The following is a 17,663-nucleotide window of genomic DNA, read 5'->3' on the forward strand; positions in this document are numbered from 1 at the left end:
TATACTTCATTTGCATACAATAAGATGTGCAGTTTTTAGAATCTGCTGTTTCCTGTTAATTTTACTTAACCAATTAACAGGAAACCTTTTATCTCTCTAAACTGTAAACCATTATGATGAAGTTAAGCTATCTCTCTGTTGCATTTTTACTGCTCGCCGGCGCCGTGATCAGTGCATTTAAATCTCCATCCGGCGATCACCCCACACTGGCTATAGGGGCAGCAGCGCCGGCTTTTAGTTTGCCTGGAGTTGATGGCAAAACCTATACCCTTAACTCGTTTAAAAATGCGTCTGTTTTGGTGGTGATTTTTACCTGCAATCACTGCCCTACCGCGCAGGCCTATGAAGACAGGATCATTCAGCTCACCAAAGACTACAGCACTAAAGGTGTTGCCGTAATTGCCATTATGCCAAACGACCCTAACGCTATTAGCCTTGACGAACTTGGTTATACGGATATGAGCGATTCGTTTGCCGAAATGAAAAAACGAGCCGCAGATAAACATTATAATTTCCCTTATTTATACGACGGCGCCACCCAGGCGGTGACCAGGGCCTATGGCCCTGTGGCAACACCCCATGTGTTTATTTTTAATAAAGCAAGAAAGCTGTGCTTTTCGGGCAGGATAGACGATGTGGAGAAGCCTGCCAAAACACCCAATATCCAGGATACCCGTAATGCCATCAACCAGCTTTTAAACAATAAATCACCTGGCGTAGCTACCACCAAGGTTTTTGGCTGCTCCATCAAATGGGCTGAAAAGGAAAACTGGCAGCAGCGGGCTAAAGACGAATGGGCTAAAGAGCCGGTGAAAATTGATACTATTGGTACTGCCGGCATTAAAGAGTTGATAAGCAACAAAACTGATAAATTAAGACTCATCAATGTATGGGCAACATGGTGCGGCCCTTGTACTACCGAGTTTCCAGAATTTATCACCATAAACAGGATGTATCGTAAACGTGATTTTGAGCTGATAACCATCAGCGCCGACGATCCGGCTAAAATGAATAAAGCACTGAAGTTTCTGCAATTATCTCAGGCCTCGTCCACCAATTTTATATTTAATAAGGATGATAAATATAAACTCATTGAGGCGATTGACTCCAAATGGCAGGGAGCCTTACCCTATACTATGCTTGTGGAGCCCAATGGTAAAATAGTGTATGCCAAAGAAGGCATAATCGATCCCTCGGCCTTGAAAAAACTTATCGTTGATAATCAATATATAGGCCGGTATTACTAACTCGCGGCTGTTTTATTTAAAACAAGAAGAGGCCGCCCCCAGGCAGCCTCTTCTTGTTTTGTATCGTTTACTAACTTGTTAATTATAACCCGGATTTTGTTTCAGATTAACCTCCCCCGTTGAGTTTTCAACGTCGATTTGCTTTTGCGGTATGGGGAAATACTCGTTCACCCCTTTATGGAACTGCGCCATAGGATTGGTGTAATAAAAAGAGTTCCTGTTTTTTTCTACTTGCTGGTAGGTATTTAAAATTTGAGCCATTGTTCCGGTACCGTTATCCCAGCGTTGCAGATCAAAAAAGCGGTGACCTTCCATCGCCAGTTCAAGGCGGCGTTCAAACTGTACCGCTTTTCGGGCATAAGCCTGCCCCTGCGCGGCGAAAGTACCCGCAGGATACGGCGACACCTTATACTTATCTGCCGGTTTGGTTTGGGATGAATACCTGGAGTTGCCGGCATTATAGCTTCCGCTGGAGTACACCCAGCCTGTCGCGTCGGCGGCCCTGTTCCTGATCTGGTTTACATACACTTCGGCCTGGCTAAGGCTTCCGGTTTCCACCTCACATTCAGCATCCCAGAGTATAATATCTGCAAATCTTATAAAATTAACATTGTTGGCATCTATACTGGTAGCGCCCCAAAAAGCAGTTTCTGTTGAGGAATAAGTACCGGCCTGGCTTTTGGCGTATACGTTTTTCTTAGGGCTAAACACGCCATTTGTGGCCGGGTCACGGATCCATTGTTTGCTATCCGGGCCCCAATCAAAATAGGGTACGCCGGGCCTGCCCATTGTCCAGTCTATCCTGGGGTCAAGATTGCCGGTGTATAAATTGCTGGAGTCACTTACCACGGTACCATTATTCCAGGTATCTAACAGCGGCAAGCCGTTAGCATCCGTTTTAAACGCGTTAGCCAGGTTAAATGAAGGGTTATTGAAACCGCAGCATCCACCCGGAGCGCCGGGCCCGTTCGGAAAATTCAATACGTCGCCGTAATTACCGTTCAATTGTGAACCATCATTAACCGAGGCCTGGTAAGCAAAAACAGATTCGGCGCTGTTTTTGGTCGCTGCATTAAAGTTATCCTCAAAATTTACCAGCGTGTATTTTTGACCACCAGCTGTTTGGCCGCTGCCAATAAGCTGATCAAGGATGGGTTTGGCATCGGCATATTTATGCTCAAACATATAAACCTTTGCCAAAAAAGCCTTAGCCGCCGATTTATTGGCCCGCCCTCTTTGCGGTTGCACCTCAGGCAAATTGTCAATGGCAAATTTTAGGTCGCCTTAAATATAGGGCCATATATCAATAAATTTACCTGTTTTATCTACATTGGGCACATTCAGGTTGTTGTTGGCCACAGAAACACTTTCATCAACATACGGAAAATTGTTAAAAACTATTTTACCACCAAAGTGGTAAAATGCCCTTAAAAAACGCGCCTCCCCTGCTATTACTTTACCGTCAGCATCAGAAATATCCTTCACATTGGGCAAAACACGCAATACTTCATTGCTGCGTTGTACACCATCAAAAAGCATTTGCCATTTTTGCTGTACATAGCTGGTATTGGCTGATGATACCGACCAGGTTTGCAATAAAACCAGGTCCGGCTGATCTGTAGGCGTTGAGCCTTTGTAAGAATCATCGGCACAAACGCTGCCGTAAACCCAGTTTGAGCCGGCACTGCCATAGGCGAAACCGGTGGAATTAGCCAGGCCTATCTCGCCGTCTAAAACAGAATAAGCGCCAATCAGCAATCCCTGAACCCCAGTTAAACTGGTTACGTTCGCCGAGCTTAATGAACCCAAAGGCTGCTTATCAAGGAAACTTTTTTTACAACCATAAATAATGATCAGACCGATAAAGCACAATGGTAAAATAATTTTATATTTCGTTTTCATATCCTCTTTTTTTATTGTTATCGCACCGGTTAAAATGACATATTAACACCTGCCGTATATGTTTTTTGATTTGCCGGATAAGCCCCGCCGTCAATCCCGAATAATGTACTGGATGTGTTGCTGCCTGGCAGTTCGGGATCAAGCCCTGAATATTTGGTTATCGTGAACAAATTGGTGCCCTGGATAAAAAACCTGAGCTTTTCGATACCTATCCTTTTTAACTTAAGTTTAGGGATCGTATAACCGAGTACCATGGTTTTAAATCTTAGGTATGAGCCGTTTTCGTCATAATAAGATGAAAAGGTGGTATTGCTAAAGTTTGATGAACGTTCAAGCATCGGCACTTTTGCATTAGGTCGGTCAGGTGTCCAGGAGTTATACACCGCATCTTTACTGATGGCGACATCAAACTGCTGCGGAAAATCAGTAGATGAGCGAACAATATTCAATACATCGTTACCAACAGAAGCATACAGGAACAGCATAAGATCGAAATTTTTATACGATGCGCCTATATTAATGCCGCTGGTAAACTTAGGGTTGGGATTACCAAAAAAGGTCCTGTCGCTGGCATCAATCTTACCGTCGCCGTTCACATCCTGGTACCTGAAACGGCCGGGAGCCGCCGCATCCTGTGTAGGAGCCGAACTAACTTCGGCCGCATTTTGAAATATGCCCATTACCTTGTAGCCAAAAAAGGCGCCCACGGGGTGGCCCGGCTGTAATCTGGAATAAGTAGTTGAGCTGCCGCCCGAACCGATATCAAGGTAAGCGGTACCTTTTGGCAGGCTAACCACCTTATTATCATAGGTGGTAAATGTGCTGGTAAGGTCCATTTTAAAATCGTTACCGATGGAGCCATGATAAGTAACCGCCGCATCGATACCTTTATTTTCGATATTCCCGGCATTGATGAACGGAGCCGCCGCCCCTCCTGCCGTTGATGGCAATGCAGCCGGGAATAATAAACCATTGATTGATTTCTTATACACCTCGAAAGACATATCAACCTTGTTTTTGATAATAGTTGCATCAAAGCCTATGTTGGTAATGATATCCTCTTCCCAGCTGGTATTAGGGTTACCAAACTGACTGATATAAAGGCCCTGGGTAGAATGATTACTGCTGCCCGCGATATCATAATAAGACAAAACAGCGCCCTGCCCGTATAAGGTAAATGCGTTTGTAGAATTGATATTGCTGATTGAACCCAGTTTTCCCCAGCCCGCGCGGATCTTCAGGTCATTGATCCAGTCTACCTTTTTCATAAACTGTTCGCCCGAGATACGCCAGCCGCCGGTTACCGAAGGGAAGACCCCGTACCTGTTATTGGTAGCAAATACCGAGGCGCCATCACGGCGTAAGGTTCCGCTTAACAGGTATTTATCGTTATAATTATAATCAAACCGACCGAATAAAGAGTATAAAGCCAGTTGATACGGCGTTTGCTGCCCGGCCGGGTTTATAATATTCGCATTGGTTTGTGTACCCGATTCACCAAAATTCAGGGTCCATAAATTAGGATCGACCGTAAGGTTGTTAGGATTGGTTAAATAGTAATTACCTCTTGAAGTACCAACCGCGTTACCAAGGTTTTTGATAGCCTCGGAGCCAAAGAGCACATTAATGCTGTGTTTGCCAAAAGTATCCTTGTAATTGATGGTGTTTGTCCAGGTCCAGCTGGTGCTATAACCGTAGTTTTCAATGTAACTATTTGGATTGGTACTATTTTCCGCATTTTCATAACCGGTAAATACAAAGGCGTTGTTATAAAAATAATCTACGGTACCGCCAAAGCTGGAACGAACAGTAAATTTCTTTAAAAAGTCAACCTCGGCATAAGCATTGCCCGAGATCTGCCAGTCGTCATTTTTATAATCTTTGGTGCGCTGCTGAATAGCCACCGGGTTGGGTGCATTCCCCAAACTTTGCGAACCACCTCCGGCATAGTTGCCCATAATATCATAAACCGGTATAATGTTAGGGATCCTGTAAGATGCGTTGATAGCATTGGTACTGTTAACGCCCGGCAAATTGGTATAACCCGGATTTTGTTTGTAAAATGCATACAGGTTTTCGCCAATACGGATATGGTCTTTCACTTTATAACTGGTATTTACCCTAAGCGAATAACGTTTTAACATGGTTTCAATTAAAGTACCCTGCTGATCGAGATAACCAAACGAGAACAAATACGTTGACTTATCGGTACCGCCGCTTACGGACAGGCTGTGGCTTTGTAAGGGCGCGGGCTTAAATATTTCATGAAACCAGTCTGTCCCATCCTTATTGGCTTTGGTGATCTGGTTAGAATACAGCGCGTAAGTGTCTGGATTGGTATTCGGGTCACCGTTTTTACCGGCGGTAGGTGTTATATAATCAGGTATAACAGGTTCGGGACCGCTGCCATATTGTTTATGAATAGGCGTTAAACCGTCGTTTTTGTATTCCTGCCAAATGGCATTTGCCGTTTCGGTAGGGTTGGCTAAATTCCATCCTTTGGCGTTAGGGCGCTGAGTACCATAATATGCATCATAGGTAATAACAGGCGAGCCTACCTTCCCTTTTTTAGTGGTGACAATAACAACACCGTTTGAACCACGCACACCGTAAATTGCGGCCGAGCCGGCATCCTTTAACACCTGTATGGACTGGATTTCATTAACGTTAAGATCATGAAGGCTGCCTGGAGTGCCGTCAACAATCACAAGCGGATCTGTACTGCCTACTGATGTAATACCCCTGATCTTGATGTTGCTGGCACTACCAGGTGCCCCAGAACTAACCACAGTAACGCCCGATGCCTGCCCCTGTAACAGGGATTCTGTTGACCCCGAGGGTACGGCCTTCAGGTTAGTTACATTAACAACTGCAACCGCACCGGTGATGTCCTTTTTGCGTTGTGAGTTATAGCCTGTTACAACTACTTCATTTAACGAACGCGATGCAGGGTGAAGGCTGATCACAAGAGTTGCCGCATCGCCAACCGTAATTTCCTGTGTATCGTAACCGATGTAGGACACCACCAATACATCGGTAGGTTTAAGCGTAAGGGTAAAATTACCGTTAACGTCTGTTACAGTACCAAGGCTTGAACCCTTTATCCCTAAAGAAGCACCGATAACCGGCGATTTATCATCAAAGCTTAGTACTTTACCTGTTTTTTTGGTTTGCGCAAAAACAGTAAAACTCAAAAACAATCCGAGGAAAATAAAACACATTTTCCATGCTGAGTAAAATAATTTATCATACATAAAATAAAATCATAATGGTTAATAATTGGTTTTCTGACCCGAGGCGCCAGCTTATTTATGCTTAGCGGCATTATCATCCAGGTGTACATCCCAGGCGGTTGCTTCCTCGGTAATTTCAGGATCATGCGAGCAAATGAAAAGGCCAAGCAAGGCTTCATCCGGCATATTTGGCATTACATGCGACCCTACCGTTTTAAGCGGCTCTCCAACATGGCCAACCTTCATGATCACCCGTTTGCCTATGCGCTGTAACTGCACTACCTCAAACTTCTTTTCGGGAAAAAAGATCTCTTCCTGCGGATCAAGCATATTGGCGCCTGTTTTTGAACGCCATTGCAAAACAGTTAATCCATCGCCATGAGTAACGGCACTCAGGTGTATAGCTTTTTCATCCGTTGAGGCCCTGAGCATCCACCCTACTTTGCGGTGCCCGTTGCCTTTATCGCCTTTAAAAGTAAAATTCGCGGTAGCGGTAAAGTCGCCTTTTATAGGCTTATACACATATTGAAATTCATCGCGGTTAAACCAGATGTTATAACCGCTTCCTTTAAGGTTATAGCTATGTGTAACCTTGTCATATTGTGTATTGCCCGGATTTTTGGGGTTACCGATATCGCGGTGGGTCGTAAATACACCAAGCGTGTCACTTTGGGCGCGGAGCAGAGTACAATGAAGCATAGCTGCTACAAACAGTATGCAGCACAGCCTTAATTTTAATGGTAGATTTTGGCCATAGCAATGGCCGTCAGAAATTTTTTCTTTCATAAAAAATGAGTGTTTAAAGGGTTTGAACTGGCAGGACGGAAGATGATCTTTCGGCCAACACAAACCTGTATAGAAAGAAAAGAAAACCCTGATTTACAGCTGCTTCATCAGTACATCAACGGGCAAATTTTACCATGATGTAGTTTTTAGAGGTACATCATAACTACATCATAGGATGATATTCAACTTCAGAATGACCCGGATGCTTTCCTGATACCAGTGTTTGGCCCAGTTATCGGAGCAGGGTTTGGTTACCGTTATTTTTGATTCGAAATCTTTTTCGCAGAACTGACAAACCTAAACAGAGGATCAATAATTGGTTGCATCATAATATAATGCCGCTGCGCCCAAAATACCGCTATTTTCTAAGGCAGATATTTCTACCCTGATCCGCTCTGCCGATTTGGTATAGGCAAAAGTTTTAATCTGCTGCCACATATTTTCCTGGAAGAAATCATAAGCATGCCGCACTGATCCGCCCAAAATGATCAGTTGTGGGTCATAAGCATACATCACCATTTTAATGGCATGCCCTATATGTGTGCCCAGTTCTGCGTATAAGGTCAACGCCCGGGCATCGTTTTTTTTTGCATCCTCAAAAACCTGCATGCCATCCAACTGGTACACATTTTGAAAGAAAGAGCCGCTGCAATAATACTCCAGTATATTATCCAGATAATTGAATAAGCCGAATTCCCCCGCTCCGCAATTGTACCCGGCATACAGCTTATTATTAATGATTACACCGGCACCCAAACCAGTACCCAGCGTTAAACCGATCATAGAATCAACCCCGTTGCCTTTTCCAAAATGATACTCGCCCACGGCAAAGCAATTGGCATCGTTATTTACAAAAACAGGTACATGATAGCGTGCCTCCATTAATTTTTTCAAAGGCACTTCTATCCACGAGGGAATATACAGCACATCATAAACAATACCCTCCGCTACATCCACTACGCTGGGTACACCGATGCCTATCGCTTTTACCGAATCATCTATCAAAGCATCTACCACCTGGTAAATATCATTTAGCACATCCTCAACAGAACCATCACTATGAATACGTGCCGAAACAATATCAGATATGGCATTTCCTGTTACTACCGCCCCGCGGATGTTTGTAGCGCCAAGATCTATTCCTATAACTTTAATATCCCTCATCTTTATGATTTATCTTTTTTGTCGAACACGGTTTGATTAGTAATTAGTGGTTTTGCCCAAAAACCGATGCTTAAAATATAGCCCATGGTAAGGTATAAGAACAGCATCCCTGTACGCAGGCCCAGGAAATCACCCAACCCACCGATGATCAACGGAACAATGGCGCCGCCAATAATGCCTGTAACCATAATACCTGCAAATGAACCGTGATGTTCATCTATAGAATTAAGTGCCAGCGAAAAAATAACAGGATACATTACTGATGCAAAAAAACCTACCAGCGGAAAAGCAATTAATGAAACCTTAGCCGGGCCAAAAAGAGCGGCGGTGAGGCAAATTAATGCTGCAACCGTAAACCCTATTAACACTTTACGACTATCCAATACTTTCAGCAAAAACAAACCCACAACGCCTCCGGCAGTCATCAATCCCCAAAAATAGGCAACCGTATCGGCCCCTTTGGTTTGCGGATCAAAGCCATGATAGGTTTCTAAAAATTTTGATATCCAGTTGGCTATCCCCTGCTCGGTGCCAACATAGCAGATCATGGCGATAAAAAACAATACAACTACAGGCTTTCTAAAAAGCGTAATATGTGTTTTGATCGGCCCCACCTCTTCATCCGCCTTCAGCGCTACTACGGGGAATTTTGAAAACCTGATGATCACGATCATTAATAAAGAAATCACGGCAAAGATCCAGTAAAGCGAGATCCAGGGCAAATTGGAGGGTACTATGGTATGAAAATAAGCCATAAAGCCAGTGTTGCCCGCATCGTTCAGGTGAAGTGCAAAATAGGAATACACCATCGGACTTAGAAAAGATGCCGCGCCGAATATGAGCTGGGCCAGTACGGAGTTAAATGCATAATGTTCCTCTCCGCCGGATGTACGCAGCAAAGGATTGATCACCACCTGCAACATGGCCATGCCCGAGCCAATCAGGAACAACGAAATAATAGCGCTCAAATAATTGGGCACCATGGCCAGCAGCAGCGAACCTAAAAAGGATACGATAAACCCGGCAATCATTATCTTCTTTTCCTTGTACTTCTCCAGCAACATCCCCGTGGGGATAGAAACCAAACCGTAGGCTATAAAAAAGGCAAATGGCAAGAAAGCTGCCAGCGTTAGGCTCAGGTGAAAACCCTTTATGAAATCGGGATTTAGGGCACCAATAACGTTGGTGAGAAAAGAGATAACAAAAAAGCTGAGCATGATTAATGCTACGATGTAGTAGTTACGTTTCATGAAGCAACTTTTAGTGATGAGAAAAATGAGTCTGAATATCTATACATTATTAATTACCAAATGAAAATTTCAATACGATTGCTCAGAAATGTTAAATTATTTATTTAGAAGATGCAAATGCTATCATGTCAATCTTTGCGCGGCGTCTTTATCCAATAAAACATAAGCTGATGGCAGCGTTTGAAAAATGGACGCCGGTAATTGATTAGTGACCTCACCCTCCAATGCCTGAGCAATAATCTCCGCCTTTTTAACTCCGGCAGCTATGAGCAAAGGTATTTTTGCTTCCTGCAAATATTTAAGGCCAAGCGTTATACCCAGGTGCAGGTGGGTTTGCTTTTTAAAGTATTTTTGCCCCACACTCGCGGTAACCGGCGCCAGCGGCGAATAATGAGCATATAAATCAGAATCTGTACCGGGCTCATTGAGGCCTATGTGGCCATTCATGCCAATGCCTACCATCATGATATCCAGGGGACCTCTTTCTTTTATAAAATCATCCATTGATTTACATGCAGCATCCAGATTTGCTGATTTGGCATCAAAAAGCATCATCTTTTCCGGTTCAATTTGCAGGGGCGCAAAGAAGTTTTCGTAAAGAAAATTGGTGCAGCTTCCGTCGTCATCCCTGCCCATACCTACCCATTCATCCAGCCCTACAAAGTAACATCCGCTAAAATCTACCTTGCCGTTTTGGGCATCGGCTATTAAATATTTAAAAACTCCGGCCGGTGAATCTCCCGAAGGAATACAGATCAGGGAATTGAATTTAAGTTGAATTTGGGCAACAATAATATCAGCAGCAGCTCTGCACATTTTATTGTAATCTGAATAAGTTAATACTTTCATATAACGGAATTAAATTAATTGATGAGCTCAAAATTATTCTGCAATTGCATGTCATCGGATGCGTTTCCAATCATTAATACCCTATTTACGCCTTGCTTAACGCCATTTAAATCAAGGAAGATTATTTAAAAAGCCCCACAAGTTTTTCTGTTTTCACAGATACTGATGGATTAAACCCCGGCGTATTCATATAATCTTCCAGACTATATAGCAACTGTTTAGCTTCGGGACGTTTTTCCTGATCTGTAAGCAAATCAATACCTGAAACCACCAGGCTACCGTTTCCTGCTTTACATTCAAAAATCAAACCCAGGGGTCTTGCGGTAAACCAGTCATCTATAATCCTCACAATGGGTTTGATCTCATTTGAAAGACTATCCAACCGGATTGCGGAGCTATGACTTATGCCATCCCGCCATTCCCAGTTGCTGTAATAATCCGTAGGAAACTTTGCCAATGCCGGGTGTGCGGGATTACACAAAATCCCCAGTGTATGCGGAGGCTGGTTGTTAGTCCATGAGGTGTTCCAGAAAATACTGGAAAATCCCACCACAACATTGCCACCCATATCTGCCTTTATTGCGCCTTTCTTCACGGTAAGCAGAACTTTACCACCTTTATTTAACATGGCCAAAGCCTTTTCATCAAGTTGTTGAGTTACATAAATACTTTTATTAGGTTCGGGACGATGCGAAGGATAAACAAAAATATCCCAGGAGTTAATGTGCCCCCCTGCTGTTACCTGTAGCACTAGCTTTTGAGCTTGATTGATGCCAGATAAGGATTGGCTGATTTGACCCAACTTGAAACCATTTCCTATAGGCACATCAGTTGTTTTCAGCTTTCCACTGTATAACACTTTACTGGCATTGTCTTTCAGTTGCCATGTTGGTGTAATTTGTTTTAACGGAGTACTGCCATAATGCGCGATCTCCACTTCTGCTTCAAGCTTTTCATTATTTTCATAAATCATCTTAGCTGTCCTGATTAACGGCACCGTTGCATTACAAAATCTGCTGTATTCCTTTGCTGTAACATAACCCTTATCATCCCAGAAAGGATCTAAAACACCTACCAGCGCTGTACCCTGGCCAGGAAAATCATGCAGATCAAGTAACTGGAATCCGCCAAATCCCTTGGTTCTTAAAGCAGCCTCTATATCTGCTTTATAACATAGTACCTGTAGTTTACCTGATGCAAACAGAAAGCTATCGGCAAGACTTTCCAGGTGATGTTCTTTTAAGCGATCATAAAATATTTCAAAATTTTTAGGCTTAAGCACACCGTCATATTTTTTTACTTCTTTGAAGTTAGGGTAAACACACCACTGGCCAATTTCATGGCTCACGGTGGGTTGCGGCCATTTGCTGATGATGGATGACCAATCATAATCGGTATTTGGCGGTTTAGAATTGATAATACTTTCGACGCCCGCACCCCAGGCTTGTATACGCGGATCGGGAGAGCTGTTGTAATCACTTTCGGGAATTACCGGCCAGCCGGAAGCCGTGGTATATAACCGCCGGGAATCCTTTTGTTTCCAGTATTTGACAAAACCAGTAAGGTATTCTTTTAGATTTTTACCGCCGGGTTCATTACCATAAGGCATCATGCAAAACGAGGGATGGTTACCAAAAGCATTCACAATGTGGTTGCTTTCCTCATAGATGAACCGATCAATGGGCTTTCCATCTCCAACCGTTGCCCATGCGGAACATTCGATGGATAAATAGAACCCGGCTTCGTCGGCCGCCCGAAAAGCTGCTTCAGGCGGGCACCAGGAGTGAAACCGAATATGATTCAGCCCATATGACCTGCATATTCTAAATATTCTCGCCCAGGCGCCTTTATCAGTAGGCGGGAAACCTGTTTTAGGAAAAATAGCGCATTCCAACGTTCCTCGAAGGAAAACCGGGCGGTCATTTATTGTAAACTGACTTCCTTTGGTAAGGAATTTACGCATGCCGAAAGTAATTTCCTGGCTATCCGTTCCGCTTTCCCCCTTTAAGGTTACCTTCATCTTATAAAGGTTGGGATTAAATTCATCCCATAATAGCGGATGGGCTCCCATAGGGTACGTAAAAAACACAATAGTGGAATCTTTTCCAGCGGCAATTATTTTTTGAAGGACCGGCAGATATTGATGAGCGGCACCCCTATTATCCTGCACACCGAAAATCAGTTTCGACGCGCCGATAGTTCCAGACAAGCTCTTGATGCTCACTTTCGCCACTACTACCTTTTTATCTACATCAGGAAACAATTGAACCGATGAAAGATAAACCGCAGGTTTGGCGTTAAGCGCCATATCACCAACAATGCCATTCCAATTGGTTTGCGTATTATCTGTTACACTGTGTGCATCTGTCCCGGGGTTAATATCTTTAATCCGGTTATCAATCCTTAATGCAATAATATGTTTTCCGGGTTTAAGCAGATGATCCAGCATGTAAATATGCGGCGCCCCTAATGCGTTCTTCATACCGGCTTCTTTACCGTCTATCCACAGGGTTGTTTCCCAGTGGCATCTTTCCAAAAATAATTCTATATGCTGTCCTGCCCATGCCGGTGGAATATTAACTTCTTTTTGATACCAGGCAGGCCCCACATAATATTTATTGGGCTGCAGCCAAAAGGATATCTTCACGTTACCTGGTTGCCGGTATTTGGCATAGCTGGAATCTTTAAACCATTGCATACTCCACATACCACCGGTCCATGGTGTATTCAGGGTTACATCGTTTCCCTTGCCGTTGGTAGCCATAGAACCCGGCAAATGAATAGTTTCAGGTAATTTATTTACAAACCATTTTTCTTTAACTCCCTTGTCCAGAGAATCTATTGCAAATGACCAGGTCCCTGAAAGATCAATTCTTTTATTTTGAATAATTTGTCCGACGCCGGTAAAACTACAGCAAACAAATATGCCTGAAAGAATAACATAAATGACTTTTTTCATATTTAACAATAGGGAATGACGAGAAAATAATTGGCCAGCAAATGTGTTAGTTAAACTGCTATTAAAAAATGAAAATACAACGAAAAAACCGGACTATCTGACCTAATTAATACTTCGTCTGAAAAAACATCTTTTTATTACCCCAGCCGAATCAATTTGTTCTTTACCTATGAGTTACTGGTCAGTTTCAGCGGAATAGCCGCAAAGAAGTGACAGAAAAGAAGACACAATACTTAAATTGAAAATCTATTGAAAAAGCCTCTATCGAGTTTGACAGGGACTTTATTATTTGTTGGCGAATTTGGGTTATTATTTAAGCCTGTAACGCGATGCAAGCGAACGACCAATGGCTTTTAAAAGGGCCTGATTATCGCCAATGGATGATTCTTCGGGAATCCACTCATTGAGTTGATTACGAATCAGGGTAAACTCTTCGCTAAAAAGGCTGATTTTTATTTGTGTGGTTTCCCTATTGATCCCTTTACTTAATACTTTGTAAGTATAATCAATATCTCCAAATGTGATGCGCAAAGGTAAACTCATGTATTGCAAAGATAAAAAGATGGTACAATATCATTCCGGTTAAAATATCCCTGAACCGAAATACTTTTAAAAAGAAAGTCCCCCGATACTCGCTTCCTGGGGCTTCCGGCGTGCAAGGCACTTAACATGGCCCCTGTTGAAATAAAACATAAACTGCGGTTTTCACAACATTTCAACAACTGAACTTACTAATTACAATAGTCAAATACAAGAAATTCAATTGTTTTTTTAATTTATTTCAAAGATTCTGTTTGTCTCCCTGACCCCCCGTCCAGGGTTACGAATGATGTCAGTTAGGTCTGTTCCAGAATACTTGTGTCTGTTTCTCTACTTTCAATCGTTCGGCATAGCCAGGTGTATTTTTAATGGTATAAGATATATGAATATTAAAGTCAAATAACGTTAAGCCAGCTTTCAACCATGCCTGGATTTGCGAAATAGGTTCTTACTCCAAAAGCCGATTGTCATTCTTCATTGTCTCTTTGTTAATCGATGCAATGGCAACGAGGCTTATGATACTTAATTGTTAGTCATTTTTGCATGGTGCTCGCTGTATCTTGCTCCAGTATCCGGGTATTTTTTCAGCAGTTCTTCAATAGTTTGTAAATCATCCGCAGTCAGTTCTACGTCCACCGCAGCGGCGTTTTCCTTCAGATATTTGGTTTTCTTTGTGCCGGGGATAGGTATAATGTGTTCACCCTGGTTCAAAACCCAGGCAAGCGCTATTTGGGCTGAAGTAACATTTTTAGATCCTGCTATTGCAGCAAACCCTTCAGCCAGTTTCTTGTTGTTTTCAGCATATTTCTCCTGGTAGCGGGGCAATGTTCTTCGAAAATCGTTACCTGCAAGTGTACTGATATCGAGTGTATTAGTTACCAGTCCGCGGGCTAATGGACTAAAGGGAATAAAAGATATGCCGAGTTCCCTGGTCAAAGGAAGTATTTCCGCTTCTACTTCTCTTGTTAACAAAGAATATTCACTTTGCAGCGCGGCAATCGGATGTACGGCATGAGCTTTTTTAATTGATGCGGCAGAGGCCTCCGACAAACCAAGATATTTAACCTTTCCCTCTTTAACCAACTCCGCCATAGCTCCCACTGTTTCTTCAATAGGTATAAGGGGATCTACGCGGTGCGCGTAATACAGGTCAATATAATCTACACGCAGCCGCCTCTGGCTTTGTTCCACCGCTGTTTTAATATAAGCAGGAGATGCATCAAATGAGTTAACTTTATTATCATCCCATCTGAACCCAAATTTTGTTGCAATAAAAATTTTATCCCTGTTTGGAACCAAAACTTCAGATACCAGTTTCTCATTTTCCCCTTTGGCATAAATATCAGCTGTGTCCCAAAAGTTAATGCCCAAATCAATGGCCAGGTTCAAGGTAGCCAATGATTCTTTATCATCCGGCTCGCCATAAGCATGGTTCATCCCCATGGTGCCCAATCCTATAGCCGATAGCTTTTCGTTGGTTTTACCCAATTTTCTATATTTCATGACTGCTATTATTAAAACATTAAATATTCTTTTTTTTGATGAAGCAAATTTCAGCAGAACTATTAAGAATCATTGTAGAGAAACGAAGAACTTTTTATGGATTTCAAATATGATTAACGATCGCATCAATTAATCATATCAAAAAGATAAAAAATCAAGATATTGATGTTTGAAACGTTTGGGTCCAGCTTGTCTAAGAGTTCAAGCAGTTACGCCGGTGGCATCGCCACATAAAAGGTGCTACCTTTTCCTTGCTCACTCTCCAGCCAGATACGCCCATGGTTGGCCTTGATAAAATCCTTGGTCAGTAACAGGCCCAGGCCGCTGCCCTGTTCTTTTTGGGTACCGAAGCTCACCTTCAGGTTACTCGTCAGGAAAACAGCCTGCTGATCCGGACTGATACCCACCCCATTGTCTTTAACCGACAGTACCACTTCCTCCGGCGAAGGTAGTCGCGCACCAATGGTAATCGTGCCGCCCTCATAACTGAACTTTATGGCGTTTGACAACAGATTGCGGATGATGAATTCAAAGTGGTCGGCATCCGCGTGCAGTTTCAGCTCATCGGGCAGGTTGGCCATGAGCTGGATATTTTTCTGCGCCGCCTGCTGACTTAGCAAGTGTATACATCGCTCTACGACGGGCTGCACGCTGAAATCCGTCGGGTTCACTTTGATACCCTGCAGCTGTGCTTTGCCCCATTCAAACAGCGCCTGCAATAATTGCAGTGAGGCCGTGGTCTGTTTACGCAACTCGCTGATCATGCCTTTCATTTCCTCCTGCGTAAAATCTTCGGTCTCCATCATTTCAAAAAGCTGCGCCGCGCTGCCCGCCGGCCCTTTCAGGTCATGACCAATCACCGAAAACAGCGTATCCTTCACCCGGTTGGAGTTTCGCAATTCTTCATTCAAGTGCTGCAGTTGTGTATTTAGCCGTTTAACTTTCCGGAGATAAAGCCAGCACAGGATCAGGATCAGCAGTACCGACGCGGCCAATACCACGGCCAGCCACAATTCGGCTTTTTCCACCCGGTTCACCTTTTCAAGGCCTTCCGTTTTTTCGCGCGAACGCTCCAGCACATAGCTACTGTCCAGGGCGGCGATCTCCTTAACCGTATCCGCCCCGAGCAGACTATCCACCAGGTGGTGTTCTTCTGTAAGCGCGGTCATGGCTTCACCATAATTTTTTTGCTGGCGGTAAACGGCGACCAGCGCCTGGTAGATACGGGCTTCCAGTTTCGGCTCGTGCAGGCTTTGAGCGATATTCAATGCTTGCTGCAGATCTTTAATACTTGCGCTGGCATCCTGTTTTTGGAGCACACCCGCAATCCCGATCAGCGCTTCGGCCTGCTCATCCGGCTGACGATATTTCTTCGCTTCGTTGAGCGCTTGTTTATATAATGCGAGTGCCTTTACTTCCTCATGGTCCTGAGTAAAAAGCCGGCCTTCATCATTAAGCAAACGGACTTCGCCGTCCCGCGTCCCCTGCCGGCTGCTCCTGCGGACACCTTCCTGCAGATAGTGCAGCGCGGTAGCGCTATCGCCTTTCTGCTGGTATAGCTTACCGATATTTTCCAATAATACAAAGTAAGCTTCCGGCTCCTGACGGCGATGCTCATACTGAGTTAAGGCACGCAGGTACCAGCTCAGCGCCTTTTCGTGCTCGCCTTTGTCCACCGCGTTATTGCCCAGGTCCACATAGGTTTCGATCAACCCGCTGCTGTCCCGGCTATCCTGGTAATATTTTAAGGCTGCACCGAAGTTTTGCGTATCGCCATCCAGTGCACCCAATTGATCATAGGTATGGGCAACACCGGCCACATCATGCAGCCTGCGGTACAGGCCCAGCGCCTCGTTATAAAAGCTCCGGGCAAGGTCGGTATGATGGTGCAGCGTGTTGATATGCCCCAGAGTCAGCAACAGAGAAGCCTGGCCCTGGCGGTCATTCTGTTTTTCGGCCAGGCGCATACCCGCATGCGCATAATACACAGCAGAATCTGGCTGTGTGGCCGCATAGGACTGGCTGATTTGATTATACAATCGAACCTTTTCACTTTCGCTTGCTGTTTGAAGCTGACCGGGCCTCGCCGCAGGTTGCTGCGCAAATGCAGTGTAGTTCAAGGAGCAAATCAGCATCAAAAAATAGCGCATACATAAATCTTTAAAAACTTTTTACGTAAACGCTGCTGATAAGTTTTTGATTTAGCTGCCACCCGCCCCAGTAGTTTATC

At 43.9% G+C, this 17,663-nt stretch carries 12 protein-coding genes; 1 reads left to right on the top strand and 11 read right to left on the bottom strand.

Annotated elements, in window-relative coordinates:
• Nucleotides 1–113: 113 nt before the first annotated feature.
• The gene (locus Q0R88_RS18895; RefSeq protein ID WP_295719142.1) at nt 114–1,247 is read left to right on the top strand and encodes a redoxin family protein; all 1,134 of its coding nucleotides are present in this window, start codon (nt 114–116) and stop codon (nt 1,245–1,247) included.
• Nucleotides 1,248–1,325: 78 nt separating this feature from the next.
• On the opposite strand, the gene Q0R88_RS18900 is transcribed toward Q0R88_RS18895, so the two are convergent.
• From Q0R88_RS18900 to Q0R88_RS18950, 11 genes are all read right to left on the bottom strand, one after another.
• A complete protein-coding gene (locus tag Q0R88_RS18900; protein WP_295719816.1) occupies nt 1,326–2,495 on the bottom strand; it encodes a RagB/SusD family nutrient uptake outer membrane protein in 1,170 nt (389 codons plus the stop codon).
• A gap of 36 nt (nt 2,496–2,531) precedes the next feature.
• Nucleotides 2,532–3,149: a RagB/SusD family nutrient uptake outer membrane protein gene (locus Q0R88_RS18905; protein ID WP_295719144.1), complete on the bottom strand. Its 618-nt coding sequence runs from the start codon at nt 3,147–3,149 to the stop codon at nt 2,532–2,534.
• 29 nt (nt 3,150–3,178) lie between these two features.
• Nucleotides 3,179–6,403: a TonB-dependent receptor gene (locus Q0R88_RS18910; protein WP_295719146.1), complete on the bottom strand. Its 3,225-nt coding sequence runs from the start codon at nt 6,401–6,403 to the stop codon at nt 3,179–3,181.
• Between the two features lie 51 nt (nt 6,404–6,454).
• Complete coding sequence (locus tag Q0R88_RS18915) at nt 6,455–7,168, bottom strand: hypothetical protein (RefSeq protein WP_295719148.1); 714 nt, start codon at nt 7,166–7,168, stop codon at nt 6,455–6,457.
• A 309-nt stretch (nt 7,169–7,477) separates the two neighbouring features.
• Complete coding sequence (locus tag Q0R88_RS18920; RefSeq protein ID WP_295719150.1) at nt 7,478–8,332, bottom strand: ROK family protein; 855 nt, start codon at nt 8,330–8,332, stop codon at nt 7,478–7,480.
• Nucleotides 8,333–8,334: 2 nt separating this feature from the next.
• Nucleotides 8,335–9,582, bottom strand: a complete 1,248-nt coding sequence (locus Q0R88_RS18925; protein ID WP_295719152.1) for an MFS transporter — start codon at nt 9,580–9,582, stop codon at nt 8,335–8,337.
• A gap of 123 nt (nt 9,583–9,705) precedes the next feature.
• Nucleotides 9,706–10,431, bottom strand: coding sequence for a glucosamine-6-phosphate deaminase (locus Q0R88_RS18930; RefSeq protein ID WP_295719155.1), 726 nt, complete (start codon nt 10,429–10,431; stop codon nt 9,706–9,708).
• A 121-nt stretch (nt 10,432–10,552) separates the two neighbouring features.
• The gene (locus Q0R88_RS18935) at nt 10,553–13,390 is read right to left on the bottom strand and encodes a sugar-binding domain-containing protein (RefSeq protein WP_295719157.1); all 2,838 of its coding nucleotides are present in this window, start codon (nt 13,388–13,390) and stop codon (nt 10,553–10,555) included.
• A 309-nt stretch (nt 13,391–13,699) separates the two neighbouring features.
• Nucleotides 13,700–13,933, bottom strand: coding sequence for a hypothetical protein (locus Q0R88_RS18940; RefSeq protein WP_295719159.1), 234 nt, complete (start codon nt 13,931–13,933; stop codon nt 13,700–13,702).
• A gap of 519 nt (nt 13,934–14,452) precedes the next feature.
• The gene (locus Q0R88_RS18945) at nt 14,453–15,433 is read right to left on the bottom strand and encodes an aldo/keto reductase (protein WP_295719161.1); all 981 of its coding nucleotides are present in this window, start codon (nt 15,431–15,433) and stop codon (nt 14,453–14,455) included.
• A gap of 209 nt (nt 15,434–15,642) precedes the next feature.
• Nucleotides 15,643–17,583 carry a tetratricopeptide repeat protein gene (locus tag Q0R88_RS18950; protein ID WP_295719164.1) on the bottom strand — a complete coding sequence of 647 codons (1,941 nt, stop codon included), beginning with the start codon at nt 17,581–17,583 and terminating at the stop codon, nt 15,643–15,645.
• Nucleotides 17,584–17,663: the final 80 nt, after the last annotated feature.

Origin of the sequence: Mucilaginibacter sp., from assembly GCF_025362475.1 — a bacterium.
Taxonomy (GTDB): domain Bacteria; phylum Bacteroidota; class Bacteroidia; order Sphingobacteriales; family Sphingobacteriaceae; genus Mucilaginibacter.

Excerpts from the sequence above, each read along its gene's own strand:
- Q0R88_RS18895 (WP_295719142.1), top strand. The coding sequence starts at position 114 with ATGATGAAGTTAAGCTATCTCTCTGTTGCATTTTTACTGCTCGCCGGC.
- Q0R88_RS18905 (WP_295719144.1), bottom strand. The coding sequence starts at position 3,149 with ATGAAAACGAAATATAAAATTATTTTACCATTGTGCTTTATCGGTCTG.
- Q0R88_RS18910 (WP_295719146.1), bottom strand. The coding sequence starts at position 6,403 with ATGTATGATAAATTATTTTACTCAGCATGGAAAATGTGTTTTATTTTC.
- Q0R88_RS18915 (WP_295719148.1), bottom strand. The coding sequence starts at position 7,168 with ATGAAAGAAAAAATTTCTGACGGCCATTGCTATGGCCAAAATCTACCA.
- Q0R88_RS18920 (WP_295719150.1), bottom strand. The coding sequence starts at position 8,332 with ATGAGGGATATTAAAGTTATAGGAATAGATCTTGGCGCTACAAACATC.
- Q0R88_RS18925 (WP_295719152.1), bottom strand. The coding sequence starts at position 9,582 with ATGAAACGTAACTACTACATCGTAGCATTAATCATGCTCAGCTTTTTT.
- Q0R88_RS18930 (WP_295719155.1), bottom strand. The coding sequence starts at position 10,431 with ATGAAAGTATTAACTTATTCAGATTACAATAAAATGTGCAGAGCTGCT.
- Q0R88_RS18935 (WP_295719157.1), bottom strand. The coding sequence starts at position 13,390 with ATGAAAAAAGTCATTTATGTTATTCTTTCAGGCATATTTGTTTGCTGT.
- Q0R88_RS18940 (WP_295719159.1), bottom strand. The coding sequence starts at position 13,933 with ATGAGTTTACCTTTGCGCATCACATTTGGAGATATTGATTATACTTAC.
- Q0R88_RS18945 (WP_295719161.1), bottom strand. The coding sequence starts at position 15,433 with ATGAAATATAGAAAATTGGGTAAAACCAACGAAAAGCTATCGGCTATA.
- Q0R88_RS18950 (WP_295719164.1), bottom strand. The coding sequence starts at position 17,583 with ATGCGCTATTTTTTGATGCTGATTTGCTCCTTGAACTACACTGCATTT.